Source organism: Rhizobium leguminosarum bv. viciae USDA 2370, assembly GCF_002008365.1.
In the GTDB taxonomy this organism is placed as follows: Bacteria; Pseudomonadota; Alphaproteobacteria; order Rhizobiales; family Rhizobiaceae; genus Rhizobium; species Rhizobium leguminosarum.
This window is the reverse complement of sequence record NZ_MRDL01000066.1, coordinates 19,876-37,735: the sequence shown is the minus strand read 5'-3', so window position 1 is coordinate 37,735 and position 17,860 is coordinate 19,876. Positions and strand designations below refer to the sequence as shown.

At 60.8% G+C, this 17,860-nt stretch carries 17 protein-coding genes; 6 read left to right on the top strand and 11 right to left on the bottom strand.

The window, feature by feature from the left end; genetic code table 11:
- Positions 1-254: 254 nt before the first annotated feature.
- Positions 255-713, top strand: a complete 459-nt coding sequence (locus BS629_RS37640) for an EF-hand domain-containing protein (RefSeq protein ID WP_018246483.1) — start codon at positions 255-257, stop codon at positions 711-713.
- 51 nt (positions 714-764) lie between these two features.
- A complete protein-coding gene (locus BS629_RS37635) occupies positions 765-1,154 on the top strand; it encodes a DUF302 domain-containing protein (protein WP_050566338.1) in 390 nt (129 codons plus the stop codon).
- A 137-nt stretch (positions 1,155-1,291) separates the two neighbouring features.
- Here the strand turns inward: BS629_RS37635 and BS629_RS37630 are convergent, their stop codons facing one another.
- The 9 genes from BS629_RS37630 to BS629_RS37590 all read right to left on the bottom strand — a co-directional run bounded on the left by BS629_RS37630 (position 1,292) and on the right by BS629_RS37590 (position 12,271).
- The gene (locus BS629_RS37630; protein WP_026188772.1) at positions 1,292-1,987 is read right to left on the bottom strand and encodes a VIT1/CCC1 transporter family protein; all 696 of its coding nucleotides are present in this window, start codon (positions 1,985-1,987) and stop codon (positions 1,292-1,294) included.
- 868 nt (positions 1,988-2,855) lie between these two features.
- On the bottom strand, positions 2,856-4,232 hold the full coding sequence (locus tag BS629_RS37625; RefSeq protein ID WP_018246480.1) for an adenylate/guanylate cyclase domain-containing protein: 1,377 nt from the start codon (positions 4,230-4,232) through the stop codon (positions 2,856-2,858).
- Between the two features lie 138 nt (positions 4,233-4,370).
- Positions 4,371-5,558 (bottom strand): ABC transporter ATP-binding protein, encoded by a 1,188-nt coding sequence (locus BS629_RS37620; RefSeq protein WP_018246479.1) that lies wholly within the window; start codon positions 5,556-5,558, stop codon positions 4,371-4,373.
- A 7-nt stretch (positions 5,559-5,565) separates the two neighbouring features.
- Positions 5,566-5,718, bottom strand: coding sequence for a hypothetical protein (locus tag BS629_RS39465; protein ID WP_018246478.1), 153 nt, complete (start codon positions 5,716-5,718; stop codon positions 5,566-5,568).
- 39 nt (positions 5,719-5,757) lie between these two features.
- Positions 5,758-6,405, bottom strand: coding sequence for a CBS domain-containing protein (locus BS629_RS37615; RefSeq protein ID WP_245268292.1), 648 nt, complete (start codon positions 6,403-6,405; stop codon positions 5,758-5,760).
- 329 nt (positions 6,406-6,734) lie between these two features.
- Positions 6,735-9,128 (bottom strand): phosphoketolase family protein, encoded by a 2,394-nt coding sequence (locus BS629_RS37605; protein WP_018246476.1) that lies wholly within the window; start codon positions 9,126-9,128, stop codon positions 6,735-6,737.
- Positions 9,129-9,137: 9 nt separating this feature from the next.
- Complete coding sequence (locus tag BS629_RS37600) at positions 9,138-10,310, bottom strand: acetate/propionate family kinase (protein ID WP_018246475.1); 1,173 nt, start codon at positions 10,308-10,310, stop codon at positions 9,138-9,140.
- The gene (locus BS629_RS37595; protein ID WP_018246474.1) at positions 10,303-10,656 is read right to left on the bottom strand and encodes a hypothetical protein; all 354 of its coding nucleotides are present in this window, start codon (positions 10,654-10,656) and stop codon (positions 10,303-10,305) included. The genes BS629_RS37600 and BS629_RS37595 overlap by 8 nt, the downstream gene beginning before the upstream one ends.
- Positions 10,637-12,271, bottom strand: coding sequence for an MBL fold metallo-hydrolase (locus tag BS629_RS37590; RefSeq protein ID WP_018246473.1), 1,635 nt, complete (start codon positions 12,269-12,271; stop codon positions 10,637-10,639). The genes BS629_RS37595 and BS629_RS37590 overlap by 20 nt, the downstream gene beginning before the upstream one ends.
- Before the next feature lie 214 nt (positions 12,272-12,485).
- Between BS629_RS37590 and BS629_RS37585 the strand changes: the two genes are divergently transcribed.
- Positions 12,486-13,133: a BON domain-containing protein gene (locus BS629_RS37585; RefSeq protein ID WP_018246472.1), complete on the top strand. Its 648-nt coding sequence runs from the start codon at positions 12,486-12,488 to the stop codon at positions 13,131-13,133.
- A gap of 81 nt (positions 13,134-13,214) precedes the next feature.
- On the opposite strand, the gene BS629_RS37580 is transcribed toward BS629_RS37585, so the two are convergent.
- Positions 13,215-13,724: an Hsp20/alpha crystallin family protein gene (locus BS629_RS37580; protein WP_026188771.1), complete on the bottom strand. Its 510-nt coding sequence runs from the start codon at positions 13,722-13,724 to the stop codon at positions 13,215-13,217.
- 206 nt (positions 13,725-13,930) lie between these two features.
- Between BS629_RS37580 and BS629_RS37575 the strand changes: the two genes are divergently transcribed.
- Positions 13,931-14,374 carry a hypothetical protein gene (locus BS629_RS37575; protein ID WP_018246470.1) on the top strand — a complete coding sequence of 148 codons (444 nt, stop codon included), beginning with the start codon at positions 13,931-13,933 and terminating at the stop codon, positions 14,372-14,374.
- On the opposite strand, the gene BS629_RS37570 is transcribed toward BS629_RS37575, so the two are convergent.
- On the bottom strand, positions 14,337-15,080 hold the full coding sequence (locus BS629_RS37570; protein WP_018246469.1) for a response regulator: 744 nt from the start codon (positions 15,078-15,080) through the stop codon (positions 14,337-14,339). The two genes, BS629_RS37575 and BS629_RS37570, sit on opposite strands and share 38 nt — an antisense overlap.
- Before the next feature lie 173 nt (positions 15,081-15,253).
- On the opposite strand from BS629_RS37570, the gene BS629_RS37565 reads away from it, so the two are divergent.
- Positions 15,254-15,937 (top strand): helix-turn-helix domain-containing protein, encoded by a 684-nt coding sequence (locus tag BS629_RS37565; protein ID WP_245268291.1) that lies wholly within the window; start codon positions 15,254-15,256, stop codon positions 15,935-15,937.
- On the top strand, positions 15,915-17,834 hold the full coding sequence (locus tag BS629_RS37560) for a hybrid sensor histidine kinase/response regulator (protein WP_018246467.1): 1,920 nt from the start codon (positions 15,915-15,917) through the stop codon (positions 17,832-17,834). Before BS629_RS37565 ends, BS629_RS37560 begins: the two co-directional genes overlap by 23 nt.
- The last annotated feature ends 26 nt before the right edge of the window (positions 17,835-17,860 follow it).

The window sequence follows — 17,860 nt, the reverse complement described above, 5'->3', positions numbered from 1 at the left end:
CGATCGGGCGCTGGCTGATGGCGTCAGGATACCCGGTTCGAACGGCGTGGACGTTGATATCGATCAAGCCAGGCACGATCGCACTCTGAAATCACCCTGTTCTCGCCTTAGCCGGCTCGATCCTCCGTGTCGCTTCAGCCGCGATCGTTCCTCGGTGAGGCAGGTGGCTGGCGTCGCGGTCATGGCACGGCGCGAACGCGATCGGTCCGTCCTCGACGACTCGAACCATACAAGTGGTTGATCCAGCGCAATGTTTGAAACCGGTGTGCATCGTATCCTCAAAGGGCGCTCCAACTCGTGGAGGACAATACTCAAAGAGGAGAGTCAGGATGTCCATTTTCAGACTGCCAACGATCACTATGCTGGCCTTGCTCGGTGCCGTCGGCGCCATGGGCAGCGCCTCCGCCCAGACGAAAAGTCCAGACCCCGCCCAGTCTGAGGCTAAACCCGATGCCGACGGATCGGAAATGATGCCAGGCATGATGGGCCGCAACATGATGCCATCTGGCATGTACCCAGGAATGCGCATGATGGGGCCAATGCGCGGTCATATGGTGAAGATTATGTTTGCCATCGCCGATAGCGATGGGGACGGTGCAATTTCTTTCGAAGAGTTGACCGCAATCCACAAACGCGTCTTCAACGCGGTCGACGCGAACAATGACGGCAAAGTCACACCTGAAGAAATGCAGGCGTTCATGCAAGACATGTGATTGGACGCTGGCATTGCCGGCCGTTGCATGGGAGCCCAAAGGAGACATCTCATGACCTATACGCTGGATAGAACCCTCTGGGCGACCAGTTTCGACGATGCGGTCGGCAGGACGAAATCCGCTCTCTCCAAGCACGGTTTCGGAGTTTTGACGGAGATCGATGTCAAGGCAACCATGAAAAAGAAGATCGACGCCGACATCGACGACTACCTCATCCTCGGAGCCTGCAATCCGCGCATGGCGTTCGAGGCAATGAGACTGGAACCGAAGGTGGGGGCCATGCTCCCGTGCAATGTCATCCTGCGCGGGGTCGATGGCGGCGATGTCATGGTGAGCGCAATCGATCCGGTTGCCTCCATGCAGGCGATCGACAACGAAGTGCTGAACAGTCTAGCAAGCAAGGTCCGATCGATGCTCGCCGAGGTGGTGGCCGAGATCTGACGATTATGAGTTCCGGCCCCCGAGCCTTGAGGAGTCGAAATTGCGTCCGCTCCTCTTTCGTTGCGACCGGAACCGCAACATCCTAGAACTCACCGCGTCCTCAAGCAGGGTGTGCAGGAAGGGGAGAAAGTTACTCGTCAAACTGCGGTGCCAACCAAAGCACCGATCCCCGCCGTCAATGCCATAGCGAAAGCGCCCCAGAAAGTGACGCGAGTGGTGGCCCTCCAGACGTTGGCGCCGCCCGCTTTCGCGCCGATAGCGCCCAGCAGCGCGAGGAAGGCCAAGGACGCGGTTGCAACGGTATAGATCAGCAACGAGGCGGGCGAAAGTACGACCATGAGCAGGGGCAATGCGGCTCCCACCGCAAACGTGAGGGCCGACGTCAAAGCTGCCTCAACCGGCCGGGCCGCCATGTGTTCGACGATACCGAGTTCGTCGCGCGAGTGCGCGTCGAGAGCATCATTTGCGGTCAGTTGGATCGCGACTTGCCTGGCCAGCTCGGCGGTGAGACCGCGTTTGACGTAGATCTCCGTCAGCTCCTCGTGCTCAGCTTCGGGTTGCGTCTCCAACTCGATCCGTTCTCGCGCGAGATCGGCTTCCTCGGTGTCCGCTTGGGAGCTTACCGACACGTATTCGCCGGCCGCCATGGACATCGCGCCCGCGACCAGACCAGCGACGCCTGCTACCAGGATCTGCGAGGGTCCGGCGGACGCGGTAGCGACGCCCATGATCAAGCTCGCCGTCGAGACGATTCCATCGTTTGCGCCGAGGACGGCAGCCCGTAGCCAGCCGATGCGGGAGACCAGGTGATGTTCCGAATGCAGTCTGCTCAACGGATAGGTCGTCAACGGCAGGTGAAATTGAGGCTTCATAGGGCATCTACCTTTCAAGATATCCTGATTTTTGCTCTGACCGAGCGTGGCCGCTTCCGTCTTGCGCAAGCAAATGGTGCCAGGATGCTTGCTAGAATACACCGATCGGATGGTCGCGATTTGACGCCGATCAATGTTCACACCTATCGACAGCCTATGATGAAAGCGCACCTCGATTACATGAGATGAAAAGAGTGGGAGCACGCCTCCCGTCAGAGCCATCGAGGTAAATGGAGATTGAAACATCCGGTCGACTTCCGAGCGAAGGCTGTCTAAGGGTGACCAGCGGCCTGATATCGATGGCGTTTTCGGCTCGGTGTTGGTTGGAAGATTAGCAGGATGTTCAGCCGGCTGCCTTTGCGACAAGCCATGTCTTTTCAGCAAAGGAGGTCAAAGACTTGACTACGGCCTTCGACGGGCGATGCGACGCAACCCGCCGAAACACTCTGCCAGGATATTCTACGCATCATCCACGGGCAGCGCCTGGTATCTGGTTCGACCGAGAGCGTTTGAGCTGAAGCCGCTTAAAGTTCATCAGCCAACCCTGTCGTAGCAAATGACGGTGCTAGGCTCGTTCCCGACGATGAAATGCTTAGAAAATCGCCTACGGCTGAACGCAGAGAAGGTTGCTTGATAATCGTTGCAATCAATCAGGACAGGTTTGCGAGTTGAAACGAATGGCGTGCATCGAAGACTCAACACGTCCGCCATCAGGATGTGGGATCTGGGCTCGCGGCAACTCTGGTCCTTCCATTCAAAGGAGCGTAGGGCCTAGAAAAATATAGGATCCAAGCACCAATTTTCTGAATGTACATCATCGCCTGGACACTCAGTCCCTCAACTTTGTCCCCGAGCAAGCGAAGATCGCAAGGTGCTCGCCGCGCCCTGCTAGCGGCTCACGACCGACCTCCCGCCATGTGCGAAGTTGTCCCGAGCGCATCACCACGGTCTCAGAAGCCAGGAGCGCTGTATTAAACCGCTTGGTGGCCTGTTCGATCTTAGCAGCCACATTGACGACGTCGCCAAGCACTGTGAATTCAATTCGTTTGTCGTCGCCAACAAGCCCGCAATACACTTCACCCGTGTGAATGCCAATCCCCACCCGGATCGGTGGATCAAATCCGCGCTTAGCGTTCCATTGATCCATGAGTTCGAGAAGCTCTTGGGCACATGCTATAGCGCGGGTACAGTCATCACTCTGGGGATCTGGGACGCCAAATACAAGCAGAGCGCCATCTCCAATGAACTTGTCGACAACGCCGCCGAAGGCCTCCGCGGCATGCGTTACCCGTCGCCGAAAGGAAGAGATAAAGATGGACAGCCGCGCCGGATCCACGCCCTCTGCATAAGCAGTAAACCCTCGTATATCGACGAACAGGATGGCGGCCTGTTGGCGTCGGCCTTGCCGCCACGTGGAGATATCACTCTCCCCCGCCAATGGCGCGATCTCGGCTGGAAGGAATCGAGCAAGGTTCGCCCGCCGGGTTGTCTCGTTGACAGCGCGCATGAGAAGGCGCCGAGAACGCAGCATTGCGAGTGCCGTTGTGAGGCCGATTAGCATCAGCATGACGGCCCGCATGAGATAAGCCGGCAGTGAGAACAGGCGACCGATGTTTGCCTCTAGGTCGGAAGGAACTTCGGCGATTCCAAAGCCGTTCAGGAACGAGCGAAAACCGAGCGCGCAGACGACGCCAACCAAGGCGATCATTGTAACAATAGTGGCCCACACTTGAACGAGTGGCCGATACCGAAGGGCGCCAACGGCGAGGCCGAGAGGTACGAGCCAGATGGTCGGTATTGCAGCGATCCAGTTGCCGCCCAGGCCAAGACCTTCTAGGCCGAGAAACAGGCTGTATCCGAGAATGGCCGCGTCACCGGTGACGAGGACAAATGCCATCCATGGCCTGAACCAGCGGCGGATAACCAAGAGCAACGATACGATACCGAGGGCCAGGAAGGTCCCGACCGTGAACTGAGCCGTGAAACGAACCTGGCTCAGGCTGTATTCATCGGTGAGTTCGGCTGTCCCTGACCAAACGACCAGACCACTCGCGAGGAGGGCGAGCCCCACGGCGATTCGAACCCATCCAATCGCATATTCCGCCTCAATCTCCGATTCCCGGAATAGCTTATCTACAGAATCGCTCGTCGGGGCCGAGCGGCTCGCATGCGATCGATTGGCGATCGTTTTGAAAAGCCACCCCAAACAGATCCCTCCCGGCACTCGGACGACAGGCACACACGTCCGAGGGTGCAGCCATCTCATATCATATTTGCAGCGCTTTTTGAATTTTGCGGAGCTCGAAAACCGAAGGATGCAACGCGATTGATATCGCCCTGGGCCTCATTGTAGACGCCACGCGTGGCAACTGTTGCCACACTTTTTTTCAGCCGGCACCATGATTATGGCCTTCGCGGAGACGGCCCCGGCCGAGGACCAGAATTTACAGTCGAGGTTTATCGGAGATGACGGCAGGTGCGATGATGGGGCGAGCCGGCATGATGGGCGGAATGCGCGGCGACGCGACGCGTAGTCACATGATGAATTTCGTGTTCGCCATCGCGGATGTCGATGGAGCCGGAACACTTCCTTCGAGGAAGCAACGAGGTTACGATACCAGTCCACGATCGCCCCCCAAGGGTCGACGATCTTCGCCAGACCCGAGACAAATGCGACCACGGTACCCATCTCGGTCTTGCCGGTGACAACGTAGTATCCCCCCAGGACGAAAATGCCAACGTAGCCCAATTGCGCCATGAGATTCATGAGAAAGTTCATGGCGTACTTGTAGCGGTAGATCCCCATGTTGGCGGAGAAGATCGCTCCGATGCGCGAAGTTTGAGGATTCTCTCCCTGGCCACCTTCGATCGCATGCACCATGCCTTCGCTGACGTCGCGCATGATGGCGACCTTCGCCTCGACCCGGCGGTTGATCGCGGCCTGCATCATCGGGACGAAGGCAATCTGCGGGGCAAAGGTCGCTGCGACGGCCAGCATCATCAGCGGCTGGAGATAGATCAGGTAGCTGCAGACGGTGACAAGGATGCCGACCTGCAGCAGCGGCTCGGAGATGCTGGTTCCAACGAAACCGCCGACCGGCTCGGCTTCCGCAAGAACAATCGACAGCTCGACACCCTCGAGCATGGATTCTGATGGCGGCGTCTCGGCCTGATGCAGAACACGCGCCCGCAGCCAGAGCGTGCCCCTCTCGCCCACCCAGCTTCTGTAGAGATTGAGGGTGAATTTAATGGCGCCCTCCACCACTGCCACCGCGAGATAGAGCGAAACGAGAAAGAGAAGCGACCCGTACGAAGCTTGCTGGGTCGCCTCGTTGATGATCCGACGCTGGAGTTCGAGAGGCGCCGCGCCTATAGCAAACAGAACCATGGACAGCCCGGCGATCAAAGCCTGATGACGCCTTCCCATCAGCCAGATGAAACCGAACAGGTCGGAGGCCATCGAATCCGTCGCACTTCCGGTCCTTTGCGAGAAGCGGCCAAGCAATTCAGTCCTGGAGCGCCAAATGTTCATTGCGCACTCACGGGTCAGAAAGAGAGCGCTCGACGCGCCCGCTTCGAGAGTCGTCGGATGGTTTCACCAGCAGGACGCCCACGACCGTCCCGACCATGAGGATCAGGATGACGAGGAGAAGCCTCGACATGATGGCGTCTGCGATGACCCTGACAATCATGACGGAAACTCCAGGGACGATTTCATCGTTTGAGGGGGCTCACCATGCGGAAGCCAGGGTGATCTTGTTCACCACGCCGCCGACGCCGCGGACGCTTTCCGCCGCCACCCTGGCCGCTGAGCGTTCCAGCTCCGTCTCGACCTCCCCCCTCAGGGTGACTACCCCGTTGGAGACGGTGGCATTGACCATGGGGGGCGTAATTTCGAGCTCGGCTTCCAGGCGGCTACGAACGGCGGTCCCTAGGGCCTCGTCGCCGGAAGCGGTGCACTGCCGTGGAACATCGAGAAGCGCCCGCATCAAGTCGCGACGGCTGATTATTCCGGCGAGGCTGCCGTTCTCGACGACGGGCAGGTGTTTGATGTCGTGGGCCTGCAGGAGTTCTGCGAGCTGGCTCGCGGTGGCGGTCGGGGCGGCGCTGACGACAGGCGTCGACATCACGTCCTTGACGCGCCAGCTTCGGGCCTTCACATAGTCCGCCAGTGCATCTTCGCGGTCGCGCGTATGCGGTACCGCCCGTCTCGCCCAAGAAGACGCCACCCGGCGCAGCAGGTCCCCCTCGGTAACGATGCCCGTGAGCCGCCCTTCGCCATCGACGACGGGCACCGCGCCGATCTTGCTGGCGTTGACGATCTCGACGGCTTCCCTGACGTTGTGTCCCTCGTCGAGCGTCGTCACGGGGGTCGTCATGATGTCTCTAGCAAGCATCGCGCTGTCTCCTTGTTGATTAAACAATTACGGAGCCAACACACGTTGAGCGCATTGACGTGGATCAAGCCTGACACGAAGCCGCGGGAGGCCGTCTTCGCGCGTCGTCGTCTCCGGAGCCTGCCGACGAAGTGCGGCATCAGGCTCGCCGGCATTGCAACCTTTTGCAGGATCAAGACGTTATGGTTCGGTTTCGTCCTCGCGCGGCACATCGACGGCGAGGTTGCCACCTCGCACTCGAAACCTCTCTCCTACGTGCTGACGTGGCTGTGGGAGTATAGCTGGTGGCAGTTGCTAGCTAATTCCGGTCATCAGTCGCGCGAGGAGGAGCGTGCCCAGCGCCAATTCTGGATTTCCGGCATGTCTTCTCCCCGCTCCCGCACGAACGCCCGGTGTTCGTCGAGCTTTGCATGCAGGTCTGCCATCACATCTGGCACCTTTTCGGCGAGATCGGGCACTCGCGCGATCGCCTCGAGAGCGAGATGATACCTGTCCAGCTCGTTCAATACGGTCATATCGAACGGCGTCGTCGTCGTTCCCTCCTCCACGAACCCGCGCACGTGGATGTTGCCGTGATTGGTTCGCCGGTACGTCAACCGGTGGATGAGATAGGGATAGCCGTGGTAGGCGAAGATGACCGGCCTGTCCTTCGTAAAGATACCATCGAACCGTGCATCGTCGAGGCCATGGGGATGCTCCTTGGGATCCTGCAGCGCGAGCAGATCGACGACGTTGACCGTCCTGATCTTGAGATCTGGTATCGCCTCGTGCAGCAGCATGACGGCCGCGAGCGTCTCCATGGTCGGCACGTCGCCCGCACATGCCATCACGACGTCGGGCGCGATCGTATCGTACTCGAAGCTAGCCCAGTCCCAGACGCCAATGCCCTCCTCGCAATGCTTCACCGCCTCGTCGATCGTGAGGTACTGGGACTCCGGCTGCTTGCCGGCAACGATCACGTTAACGCGGTCGTAAGTCTTCAGGCAGTGATCGCCGACCCACAGGAGCGTATTGGCGTCTGGCGGCAGATAGATGCGGACTACGTCTGCCTTCTTGTTGGCGACTAGGTCGACGAAGCCGGGGTCCTGATGCGAGAAACCGTTGTGGTCCTGTCGCCAGACATGCGACGTCAGGAGGTAGTTCAGCGACGACACCGGCTCGCGCCATTCCAGTCCCCGAGACACCTTGAGCCACTTGGCGTGCTGGTTGAACATCGAGTCGATGATGTGGATAAAGGCTTCGTAGCAGGAGAAAAGCCCGTGGCGGCCAGTCAGAAGATATCCTTCCAGCCAGCCCTGGCAGAGATGCTCGCTGAGAACCTCCATAACCCGTCCATCTCTGCCGAGATGGACATCGTAGTCTTCAATTTCTTGCATCCAGACGCGGTCAGTCTGCTCAAAGACGGCACCCAGCCGGTTCGACTCGGTCTCGTCCGGCCCGAAGATCCGGAAGTTTTTGGCCTCGGCATTGAGCCGCATGACGTCCCGCAGATACCGTCCTAAAATCTCTGTCGACTGGACCTGGGAAGCGCCACGAACGTCAATCGCAACCGCGTGGTCGCGAATGTCCGGTAACTGCAGCTCCCGCCGCATCCGTCCACCGTTTGCGTAGGGCGTCGCTCCCATGCGCTTCTCACCGGTCGGCGCCGTGGCCCGCAACTCGTCCTTGAGCCGCCCGTCCGTTTCGAACAGGTCGTCGGGATCATAGCTACGCATCCAGTCTTCGAGGATCTTTCGGTGGCCGGCATCCCCGCGGCAATTGGCGACAGGCACCTGATGGGCGCGCCAGAATCCCTCCACCTTCTTGCCGTCAACCTCCTTCGGCCCGGTCCACCCCTTGGGGCTGCGAAGCACGATCATCGGCCACCGCGGCACGCCGGCCGCGGGCGACCCGTTCCTCGCCGACGCCTGCAAGGATTCGATGATGTCGAAGGCCCTGTCGAAGGCGGCCGCCATCTGCCGATGCATGTCCGCCGGCTCGTGGCCCTCGACGAAGATCGGCTCATAGCCAAATCCTACGAACAGGCTGCGGAGATCCTCGTCGCTTGTCCTCGACAGGATCGTCGGATTGGCGATCTTGTAGCCGTTGAGATGCAGGATCGGCAGCACAGCGCCGTCGCGAGCAGGATTGAGAAACTTCGTCGAATGCCAGGCCGCCGCAAGCGGGCCAGTCTCAGCCTCACCGTCGCCGACCACGCAGGCTACAACGAGGTCCGGATTGTCGAACGCGGCGCCGAAGGCGTGGACCAGCGCATATCCGAGTTCGCCGCCTTCGTGGATCGAACCGGGGGTCTCCGGGGCCACGTGGCTGGGTATGCCTCCCGGAAAGGAAAACTGTCTGAACAGCTTGCGCATGCCATCGGCATCCTGCGAGATGTCGGGATAGACCTCGCTGTATGTCCCCTCAAGATAGGTGTTCGCGACCATTCCCGGCCCCCCGTGGCCAGGCCCGCACACGTAAAGGACGTGTCCGCCACGAGCCTTGATGATGCGGTTGAGATGGGCGTAGATGAAGTTGAGGCCGGGCGTCGTTCCCCAATGTCCGAGAAGGCGGGGCTTGATATGTTCCGGCCGAAGCGGCTCACGCAGAAGCGGATTGTCCATGAGGTAGATCTGGCCGATGGACAGATAGTTGGCGGCCCGCCAGTAGCGGTCGATGAGTTCGAGTTCGCGCTCGGTCGGCGGTGGGCTGCTATGTTCAGACATGTTCGATCCTTAAAGCCTGTGGCGGCTGATGACTTCGATTGCTTCTTCGGCGATCACCTGTTCCTCGTCGGCCGGAATGACGAAGGCGACGATTTCGCTTTCCCTCGCGCTGATCACGGTCGCGTTCATCTTGTTCGCGAGCTCGCTCAACGAGAGACCCAGCCAGCCCAGATGGTGGGCGACGCCACTGCGTATTTCCGGTTGATGCTCGCCGACGCCGGCGGTGAAGACGACGGCGTCCACCCCGCGTAGAGAGACGGCAAGCCTTCCTATCTCGCCGGCGATCCTGAAGCAGAAGAGGTCGAGGGCTTCCCTGGACGCCGGATGGAAGTCCTCCAGCAGGACCCGGACGTCACCGCTTTTCCCGGAGACGCCGAGTAGCCCGCAACGGTGGTAGAGGAAATCCTCGAGGCTGTCTGCGTCGTGGAAATTGTTGCGCAGAAGGTGGACGACAGCGCCGGGATCGAGCGACCCCGGCCGGGTCGACATCGGAACTCCGCCCAGCGGGGAGAAGCCCATGCTGGTGTCTATGCTCACGCCGTCGACCATTCCGCAAAGGCTCGCGCCGCTTCCAAGATGCGCGCAGATGATACGGCCGGCGGCCAGGTCTGGATCGTGTTTCCTGAGCTCGCCGGAGACGTACTTATAGGAAAGTCCGTGGAAGCCGTATCTGCGGATCCCGGCGTCGTGCAGCTCTCTGGGAATGGCGAGCCGCGCGGCAAGACTGCTCTGCGACGAATGGAATGCGGTATCGAACGACGCAGTCTGCGGTATGTCCGGATATGCACTCCGGACGGCGCGAACGATCGCAAGCGCCGGAGGGAGGTGCACCGGCGCGAGATGCGTCAGGTGTTCCATTCTGAGGACGACGTCTGGCTCCAGAAGAACGGGGCCATCGAAGACCTGTCCGCCGTGGACGATGCGATGGCCGGCCACCACGGGGTCGAATCCTCTGCGGACAATGCAATCGACGACCTGCAATACCAGCCGCGCGTCGATCTCTGTACTGGATGGAAGATCGACAGCCTCGTCCCCGTCAGAAAATCGGAAGGTGAACCTTGGCTGGTCCCCGAGCGTGGCAATACCGCCTCCCAGCCGGAGTGCCCGACCGTCCTTCAGCCTGAAGACGCCGACCTTGAGGCTGGAGGACCCGGCGTTGAAAGTGACGGCAACCCTATCCATGGCCCGAAGCCCTGGAGCGTGCCGTCCCAGCAGACTTCGCAGCCACCTTCGTTGCAGCCTGCCTGGCTGCCTCCTTGCTTGCCTCTTCGAAGAACTCGCATGCGTACTCGAGGACGGACGTCTCGTCTTCCGACGACAGACCGAACGGCGCGCACTGCTCCTTCATGGCCCGCAAGACCTTCTTCTTTAACGCAGCGACCGCAAAGGCATTCTTCGAAGCGAGAACCTCCCTCAGGCAGGTTATAGCGACGACCTCCAGGACGGTAAGCTTGCCTTGCACCTCACCCTGGGTCGGTATCGCGAAGCGTTCTCCGCCGCGCTTGCAGTCACGATCCATGATTAACATTGCCGTCTCTCCTCCCTTCGGCCGCCGAAACATCGTCCGGGTCCAGTGCGCGTCGAAGCCTGCGCAGCACGACCGCACGGCCCTTCTCGTCGGCGACGGATTTCAGACGATCGGACAGGTCCAGAACGAACCGCTGATAGTCGTTGTTCCAGTCGGGCTTGCCGGGCACGACCGGCTTGATACGTGCGGGCGTCGTGTCTTCGATGAGGCGTGCACCCGCCGGTGAAAGCTCGTAGGCGTCGTCCAGCAACGGGCAGACGACCTTTGCGGAAACTTGCTTCGAAAGACGCGCGGACATCGCTTCACGAGCGCTCTCCTCTCCATGGACAAGGAAGACTGCGTTCCGGATCGGTTCCCGCTCGGCAACCCACGCATCCAGTTCGCTTGCATCCGCGTGTCCGCTGTAGGCGTCGAGCGTGGCCATCCTGGCGCAGACGTGAATCTCCTCGCCCTGGATGCGGATATCGGTCGCGCCCTCCTGCAGGATACGGCCAAGCGTCCCCGCCGCCTGGAACCCGACGAACAGCACTGTGCACTCCGGCCGCCAGAGCCAGTTCTTCAGGCGGTGGCGGATCCGTCCCGCCTCGCACATTCCGCTTGCCGCGATGATGACGTGAAAGCCACGGACGAGATCGAGCGCCTTCGACTGCTCGGCCGTCTCGGTGAAGCGGACGTTCGGCGCGTTGAGCGCGCGAAGGAACGCCTTGCCGTGACCGAGGTCGGCCGCATGCTTCTTGAATGCCTCGGTCGCACGCGATGCGAGCGGCGAGTCTATCATGATCGGGCACCGGGGCACCTGTCCTTCGTCCATGAGGGCGACGAGATCGGTCAGCACTTCCTGCGTTCTCTCGACGGCGAAGGAAGGAATCAGAAGAACCCCGCCGGGGCTGTTCGAGCTCGCCACCACTTCGCGCAGCCGGTCCCGTCGATCCTTCAGAGCGTACTCTTCCCTTTCGCGGTCTCCGTATGTGCTTTCGCAGATGAGGTAATCGACCCCGGAAGGCGCCCGAGGGAGATTTTCGAACAGTTTGTTGCTCGCGCCGACGTCGCCGGAGAACAAAATTCTCGTCGCCCCGTCTGCGCCGGGCGTCTCGACTTCGATCGATGCGGAACCCATCAGATGTCCTGCATTCCAGTAACGGAACCTTACGCCGCCAACGGTCTCCCGCCACTCGCCGTACTCGACCGCGATGAACTGCGGCAGCATGTTGCGGGCGTCGTCGGCGGTATAGATGGGCTCCACCGTCTCTCGCGCCCTTCTGCTGTTCCTTCGATTAAGCTGCCGGACCTCCGACTCCTGGATGTGACCCGAATCCTGCAGCATGATCGTGCAAAGGTCGATCGTTGCTGCCGATGCAAAGATTGGCCCACCGTATCCCGCCTTCGCGAGCTTCGGAAGCAGGCCCGAGTGGTCGATGTGCGCATGTGTGAGCAGCACTGCGTCGACTTTTGCTGGATCGAATGGGAGCAGCTTGTAGTTCAGCTCCTTTTCCGATTTGGATCCTTGAAACATCCCGCAATCAACGAGAATGCGCGCCCCGGCCGTCTCCAGCAGGAAGCACGATCCGGTCACCGACCCCGCGGCGCCGTGGAAGTGAAGGATCGGATTGGCCATGACAACTCCTATGTGTTGTCAGGCACTTTAAGGCACCCCGGACGATCGCACGTTGACGAAGGTCAAAGACGTGTTCGCGGCTCGCCTGACGGGCAATTTTGGGGAAATGCAGGCCGTCGCCAGGTTCAATTGACCAAGCGCAACGCCAGAAATTTTGGACGGCGCATCATACCTCGCGAGGCCAACGGGCTTCGGACCCCAACAGGAGGTAGAAATGACGGACTTAGGAATCCAACAGGACATACTCGACGAGCTGGCGTTCGAACCCAGCATCGACGCCGCGCATATCGGCGTCTCGGTGGAAGATGGCATTGCGATCCTCTCCGGTCACGTGTCGACCTATACCGAAAAGCTGACAGCGGAAGACGTTGCAGCGCGGGTGAAGGGCGTCCGGGCGGTGGCTGTGGAGATCGAGGTGCGGTGCGTAGGTCACAAGCAGCATGCGGACGACCAGATTGCATCGCGGGCGATCGACATCATCGCCTGGAACACGGCGCTTCCGGAGGGACCGGTTCATGTAAAGGTCGAGAGGGGCTGGGTGACGTTGTCGGGCGAAGTGCGCTGGCAGTTCCAGAGGGCTGCCGCCGAACGTGCAGTCAGGAAGCTCGGCGGCGTGGTCGGCGTCCTCAATCTGCTGACGATACGGCCGTGCCCATCGGTGCCGGACGTCCGCCGTCGGATCGAGGACGCGCTGAAGCGGAGTGCCGAAGTCGACGCCGGCGGCATTTCGGTGAAGGTTCAGGACGACAAGGTCGTTCTCGAAGGCGGCGTGCGCGCCTGGCACGAGCGCGGCGTCGCCGAACGGACGGCCTGGTCTGTTCCAGGCGTTGCCACCGTCGAGAACCACATCCGCATCAACTGAAAAAGAGGGAGGGGTCGCCGCCCCCTCCCTCTCTCCGCGCCCACCGTACGCCACCCCCTCGGCGTAGCGGAGGGTTGACCGTCAGGCCGCCTTGACCGTGATCTTCTTGTCGTTCTTCTGCCGCTCGGGCGTCTTAGGCAGCGTTACCTTGAGAACGCCGTTGGAGAACTTCGCCTCGATCTTCTCGCTGTCCACGCCGCGCGGCAATTCCAGGCTTCGGTGGAATGATCCGTAGCGCCGTTCGGAAAGGTAATAGTCGTTTTCCTTTTCCTCCTTGGCCTCGTTCTTCTCGCCCTTGATGGTGAGAACCCCGTCGGCGAGCGTGACGTCAAGATCCTTGGCGTCCACGCCTGGAAGCTCGGCCGACAGCTCGAAGGCTTTGTCGGATTCAACGAGATCGACGGCGAGCATGCCGCGCGAGAACGCAGCCGGCATCCTGCTGAAGGCCCGGTCGAAGATCGACGGGCTCCCGAAGTCGCTGAACACGCGGTCGATCTCGGACCGCAGGCTGTCGAGGGGCCACCAGCGGTCGACTGGCGCCGCCGGCCTTGCTTCTGTCTTTACGGAAAGTTTCGTTGCAGAATCTGCCATTGTCATTCTCCTTCTCTCAAGAATGCCGTCGTTCGCAGGCGGCGATGCGCAGATAGAACAGTCCATTGCATCCTCAGTCTTTGATCACCGTCAAATCACCCTGGCTTTTGTCATTCGAGTTTCCTCGGACTGAGGATTGACCTGGGACAAGGCCCCAACTGTCGGACCATGCGAACATTTCCTCTCAATCGAGGAGGAAAGCCGCCATGACATCGGGATATTGCGTCCGCCTGCTCCACTTGGACGATGCGCTGATCGCCTACAGCCTGATTCAGGTGGCGGCTCCGTGCTTTTCTGCCGACGATTGGGCGCAAGTGGTGGCGAACGCCGATCGGTGGACGCTCGTCTCGTTAAAGGATCCGGCAGGCTATGTGCGTGGGCTGGCCGCCTACCGGATCGGCGCGCATCCGATCGCCGGACGATTGATGGACGTTCCGATCTTCGCGGTGGCGAGCGTCATTGACGACATGACCATCACGGACCTCCTGTTCACCTCGCTTCGAAGGCGATCGGCGGGATGCGACTACATGCGGTTCTGGGCGCAGTTTCCAGGTGATTTCTCAGAGATGGAAAGCGAAGACCGATTTCGTCGGTGGGATCATGGCCTGATGTTCAGGATCGACCGGAAGCCGTCTCCGGCCTTGCTGTGAAGAGATATCCGACGCCACGAACAGACTTGATCAGGCTAGGATTGGCCGCATCCGTCTCTATCTTGCGCCGCAGCCTGACGATCAGTGCGTCGATGGTGCGGTCGAAGCCGTCGCGGCCGCGCTTGTGCGTCAAGTCCATCAGCATGTCACGCGTCATGACACGCCCTGCATGGGTGGCGAATACATGCAGCATGTCGAACTCCCCCGTAGACATCGCCACTTCGTCCCCGGCCGGGTTCGTCACCGCTCTCCGTTCCACGTCAAGCCGCCATCCAGCGAAAAAGAGCACGCCTGCTTCCGGGGGTGCGGCTTCGTTGGAAACTGTGCGTCTCCGCAGGACCGTCCTCACGCGGGCGAGCACCTCCCGGAGATGGAATGGCTTGCCAATGTAGTCGTCCGCGCCGACCTCCAGACCGACGACGCGGTCCATGACATCGTCGCGGCCGGACAGCATGATAATGGGAACGTCCGACCCTGAACGGATTTCCCTTGCGAGCTGGAGCCCGTCGCAGTCTCCCGGCATGACGAGGTCAAGCAGAACGGCGTCGAATTTCGCCCCGGCCATTCTGGCGCGCATCTGCGAGCTGCTGCCTGCCACGTCGACGTCGAATCCCTCCTCGCCGAGATATTGCGCGAGCATTCTTTGGATCCGGACATCGTCGTCCACGACAAGTATGCGGGTCCGTCTGACAATTCCGCTCGTCATTCCAGCATTCTTCGCTTGTTACGGATTGTTACACAATCGCACCAAGTCTTACGCTTCTCGCATTCCGGTGTCATCAGCGTTCGGTCAAATCCAGGCCACGCAACGGCAGATGGAGCCACGACATGCAAGCGGTATCAAACATCCATTCACTCGAACGGCCACTGTCGCATGGAATGATCGACTTCGCCCCGCTGTTCATGCACCAGACCGTCGAGACTGCCCAGTCGGGAACCACGATCTTCTTTGAGGGCGACGCCGCCCGGCACGTGTTTCGCATCGTGCGCGGGAACGTCCGCATATGCCGGTTCCTTCCCGACGGCCGCCGCCTCATCATTGGTTTTCTTGGTGCAGGCGACCTGGTCGGACTATCATTTCGCAACCGCTACATGTTTGCAGGCGAGGCTATCGATGAGGTGGCCTTCACCCGGATGAACAAGCGGACGCTGGAAGAGGAACTGCAACTCGTGCCTGATTTCCGGCTTCAGCTCCTGTCGCAACTTCGCGACGAAATCTCCGCAGCGCAGGACCACATGCTCCTGCTGTCGCACAAGAACGCCGAGCAACGCGTCTGCACTTTCCTGCTGCATCGGCTGGAACGGAGCGAGGGACGGGACGGCCGGACGATCAGTCTGCCAATGGTCCGCGCCGATATCGCCGACCATCTCGGCATGACGATCGAGACCGTGTCGAGGACGCTTACCAAGCTGGTCGCCAAAGGCATACTATTGCCTGCGGACAAGCATCAGTTCAAGGTTGCGAGCCGGTTGGCACTGGCCCGCACCGCCGACGAAGACCCGGACGACGTGTTCGAGGACGTAGACGCAGGAGCACGCTATGCTGGAACACGCTATCAGTGAGACAGACCTGGACCGGATCGTGCGCATGTTCGACGGCTCCAATCTGATCGTCCACGGCTTCGATGGCGTTATCCAGCGCTGGACCTCGGGCTGCGAGCAGCTCTACGGGTGGTCCGCGTCGGAGGCCGTGGGAAAGGTGGTTCACGATCTCCTGGACACGCGATTTCCGGCGGACGTGGAGGAGCTTCGGACCGAAGTGCGTAACAACGGGTCCTGGACCGGACAGGTGGGGCACCGGCGAAAGGATGGTGCCAGACTCGCGATCGTGACGCGGTGGACCGTTCTCGAGCTTGGGGATCCGGACACGCTCATCGTCCAGTCCAACAACGACGTGACCCTCATGCAGCAGGTCGAGGACGAGCTGCGGGAGCGGCAGGCACACCTCCAGTCCATCCTAGCTACGGTCCCCGACGCAATGATCGTGATAGACGACAAGGGTTGCATCGCCTCGTTCAGCACTGCGGCGGAGCAACTCTTCGGCTACTCCGCGCACGAGGCCATCGGGCAGAACGTTTCCATGCTGATGCCGTCTCCGGACAGGGAGGCTCACGACGGATATCTGGATTCGTACATTCGGACCGGACGCCGCCGGATTATCGGCTACGGGCGCGTGGTCGTCGGCCTGAGGAAGAACGGGACCACCTTTCCGATGGAGCTCTCGGTCGGCGAGGCGGTCGCCGGCGGAAGGCGGACGTTCACGGGCTTCGTCAGGGATCTGACGAGCCGCCACCGCATTGAAGCCGAGCTGCGGCAGTCGCAGAAGATGGAGGCGGTCGGACAGTTGACGGGAGGACTCGCCCACGACTTCAACAATCTGCTCGCCGTCATCAGCGGCAATCTCGAAATGCTGGAGGCCCGTCTTGCCGAACCGGGGCAGTTGTCCCTGTTGCGGGAGGCGCAGTCAGCGGCCGACGACGGCGCCAGACTGACCTCCCAGCTTCTGGCATTCGGAAGGCGGCAGGCCCTCGCACCAAAAGAGCTGGACGTCAGCGCCCTGCTTGGAGAGTTTTCAGACCTCGTCCAGCGAACGCTGGGCGACTCCGTCGAACTCCGGACGATCATTCCTGGGCGGCGGATGAGCGCAATGGCAGACAAGGCGCAACTCCAGAGCGCGCTTCTCAACCTTTCGATCAACGCCAGAGACGCGATGCCTGCCGGCGGCCGTCTGACGATCGAGATATCAGGCGTCGAGATCGACTCCGACTACGCCGGGATGTATCCGGCGATCCGCCCCGGCAGATACGTCCTCATTTCGGTCACCGACACAGGCACCGGAATGACATCCGAGGTGATGGAGAGGGCTTTCGAGCCGTTCTTCACCACGAAACCGACCGGCTCGGGAACGGGGCTTGGACTCAGCATGGTCTACGGTTTCGCAAAGCAATCCGCAGGGCACTTGCAGCTCTACAGCGAACTTGGCGAGGGGACGACGGTTCGCCTGTTTCTTCCACGCGCCGACACCGGAAAGGATTCCCATCCGGACGAGCAGCAAGCCAAGGACGCCCCCTCTCTTGGCACCGAGACCATCCTGGTCGTCGAAGACGACGCGAGAGTTCGCAGAGTGACGGTCGGCCGTCTGCTGACGCTCGGCTACTCCGTCATCGAAGCTACGAACGGGATCGACGCGTTGAAGGAGCTGGAGGCGGGGCACGACGTAGCGCTCCTGTTCAGTGATGTGGCCATGCCTGGAATGAACGGCGACGAACTGGCCCGGAAGGTACGCGAGCGCTGGCCGAGGGTGAAAATTCTCCTCACGTCGGGCTTTTCGGAGCCTCATGCTGCGGAGAAGGAGATCCAAGCGGGCGCCGGCTGGCTAAAGAAGCCGTACACGGCCTCGGAGATGTCGACCCGCCTCAGGCTGCTGCTCGACGCGAGGCATGGTTGCGATCCTGCGTGACTGCGGGTTCCAACTCATAGCTCCCA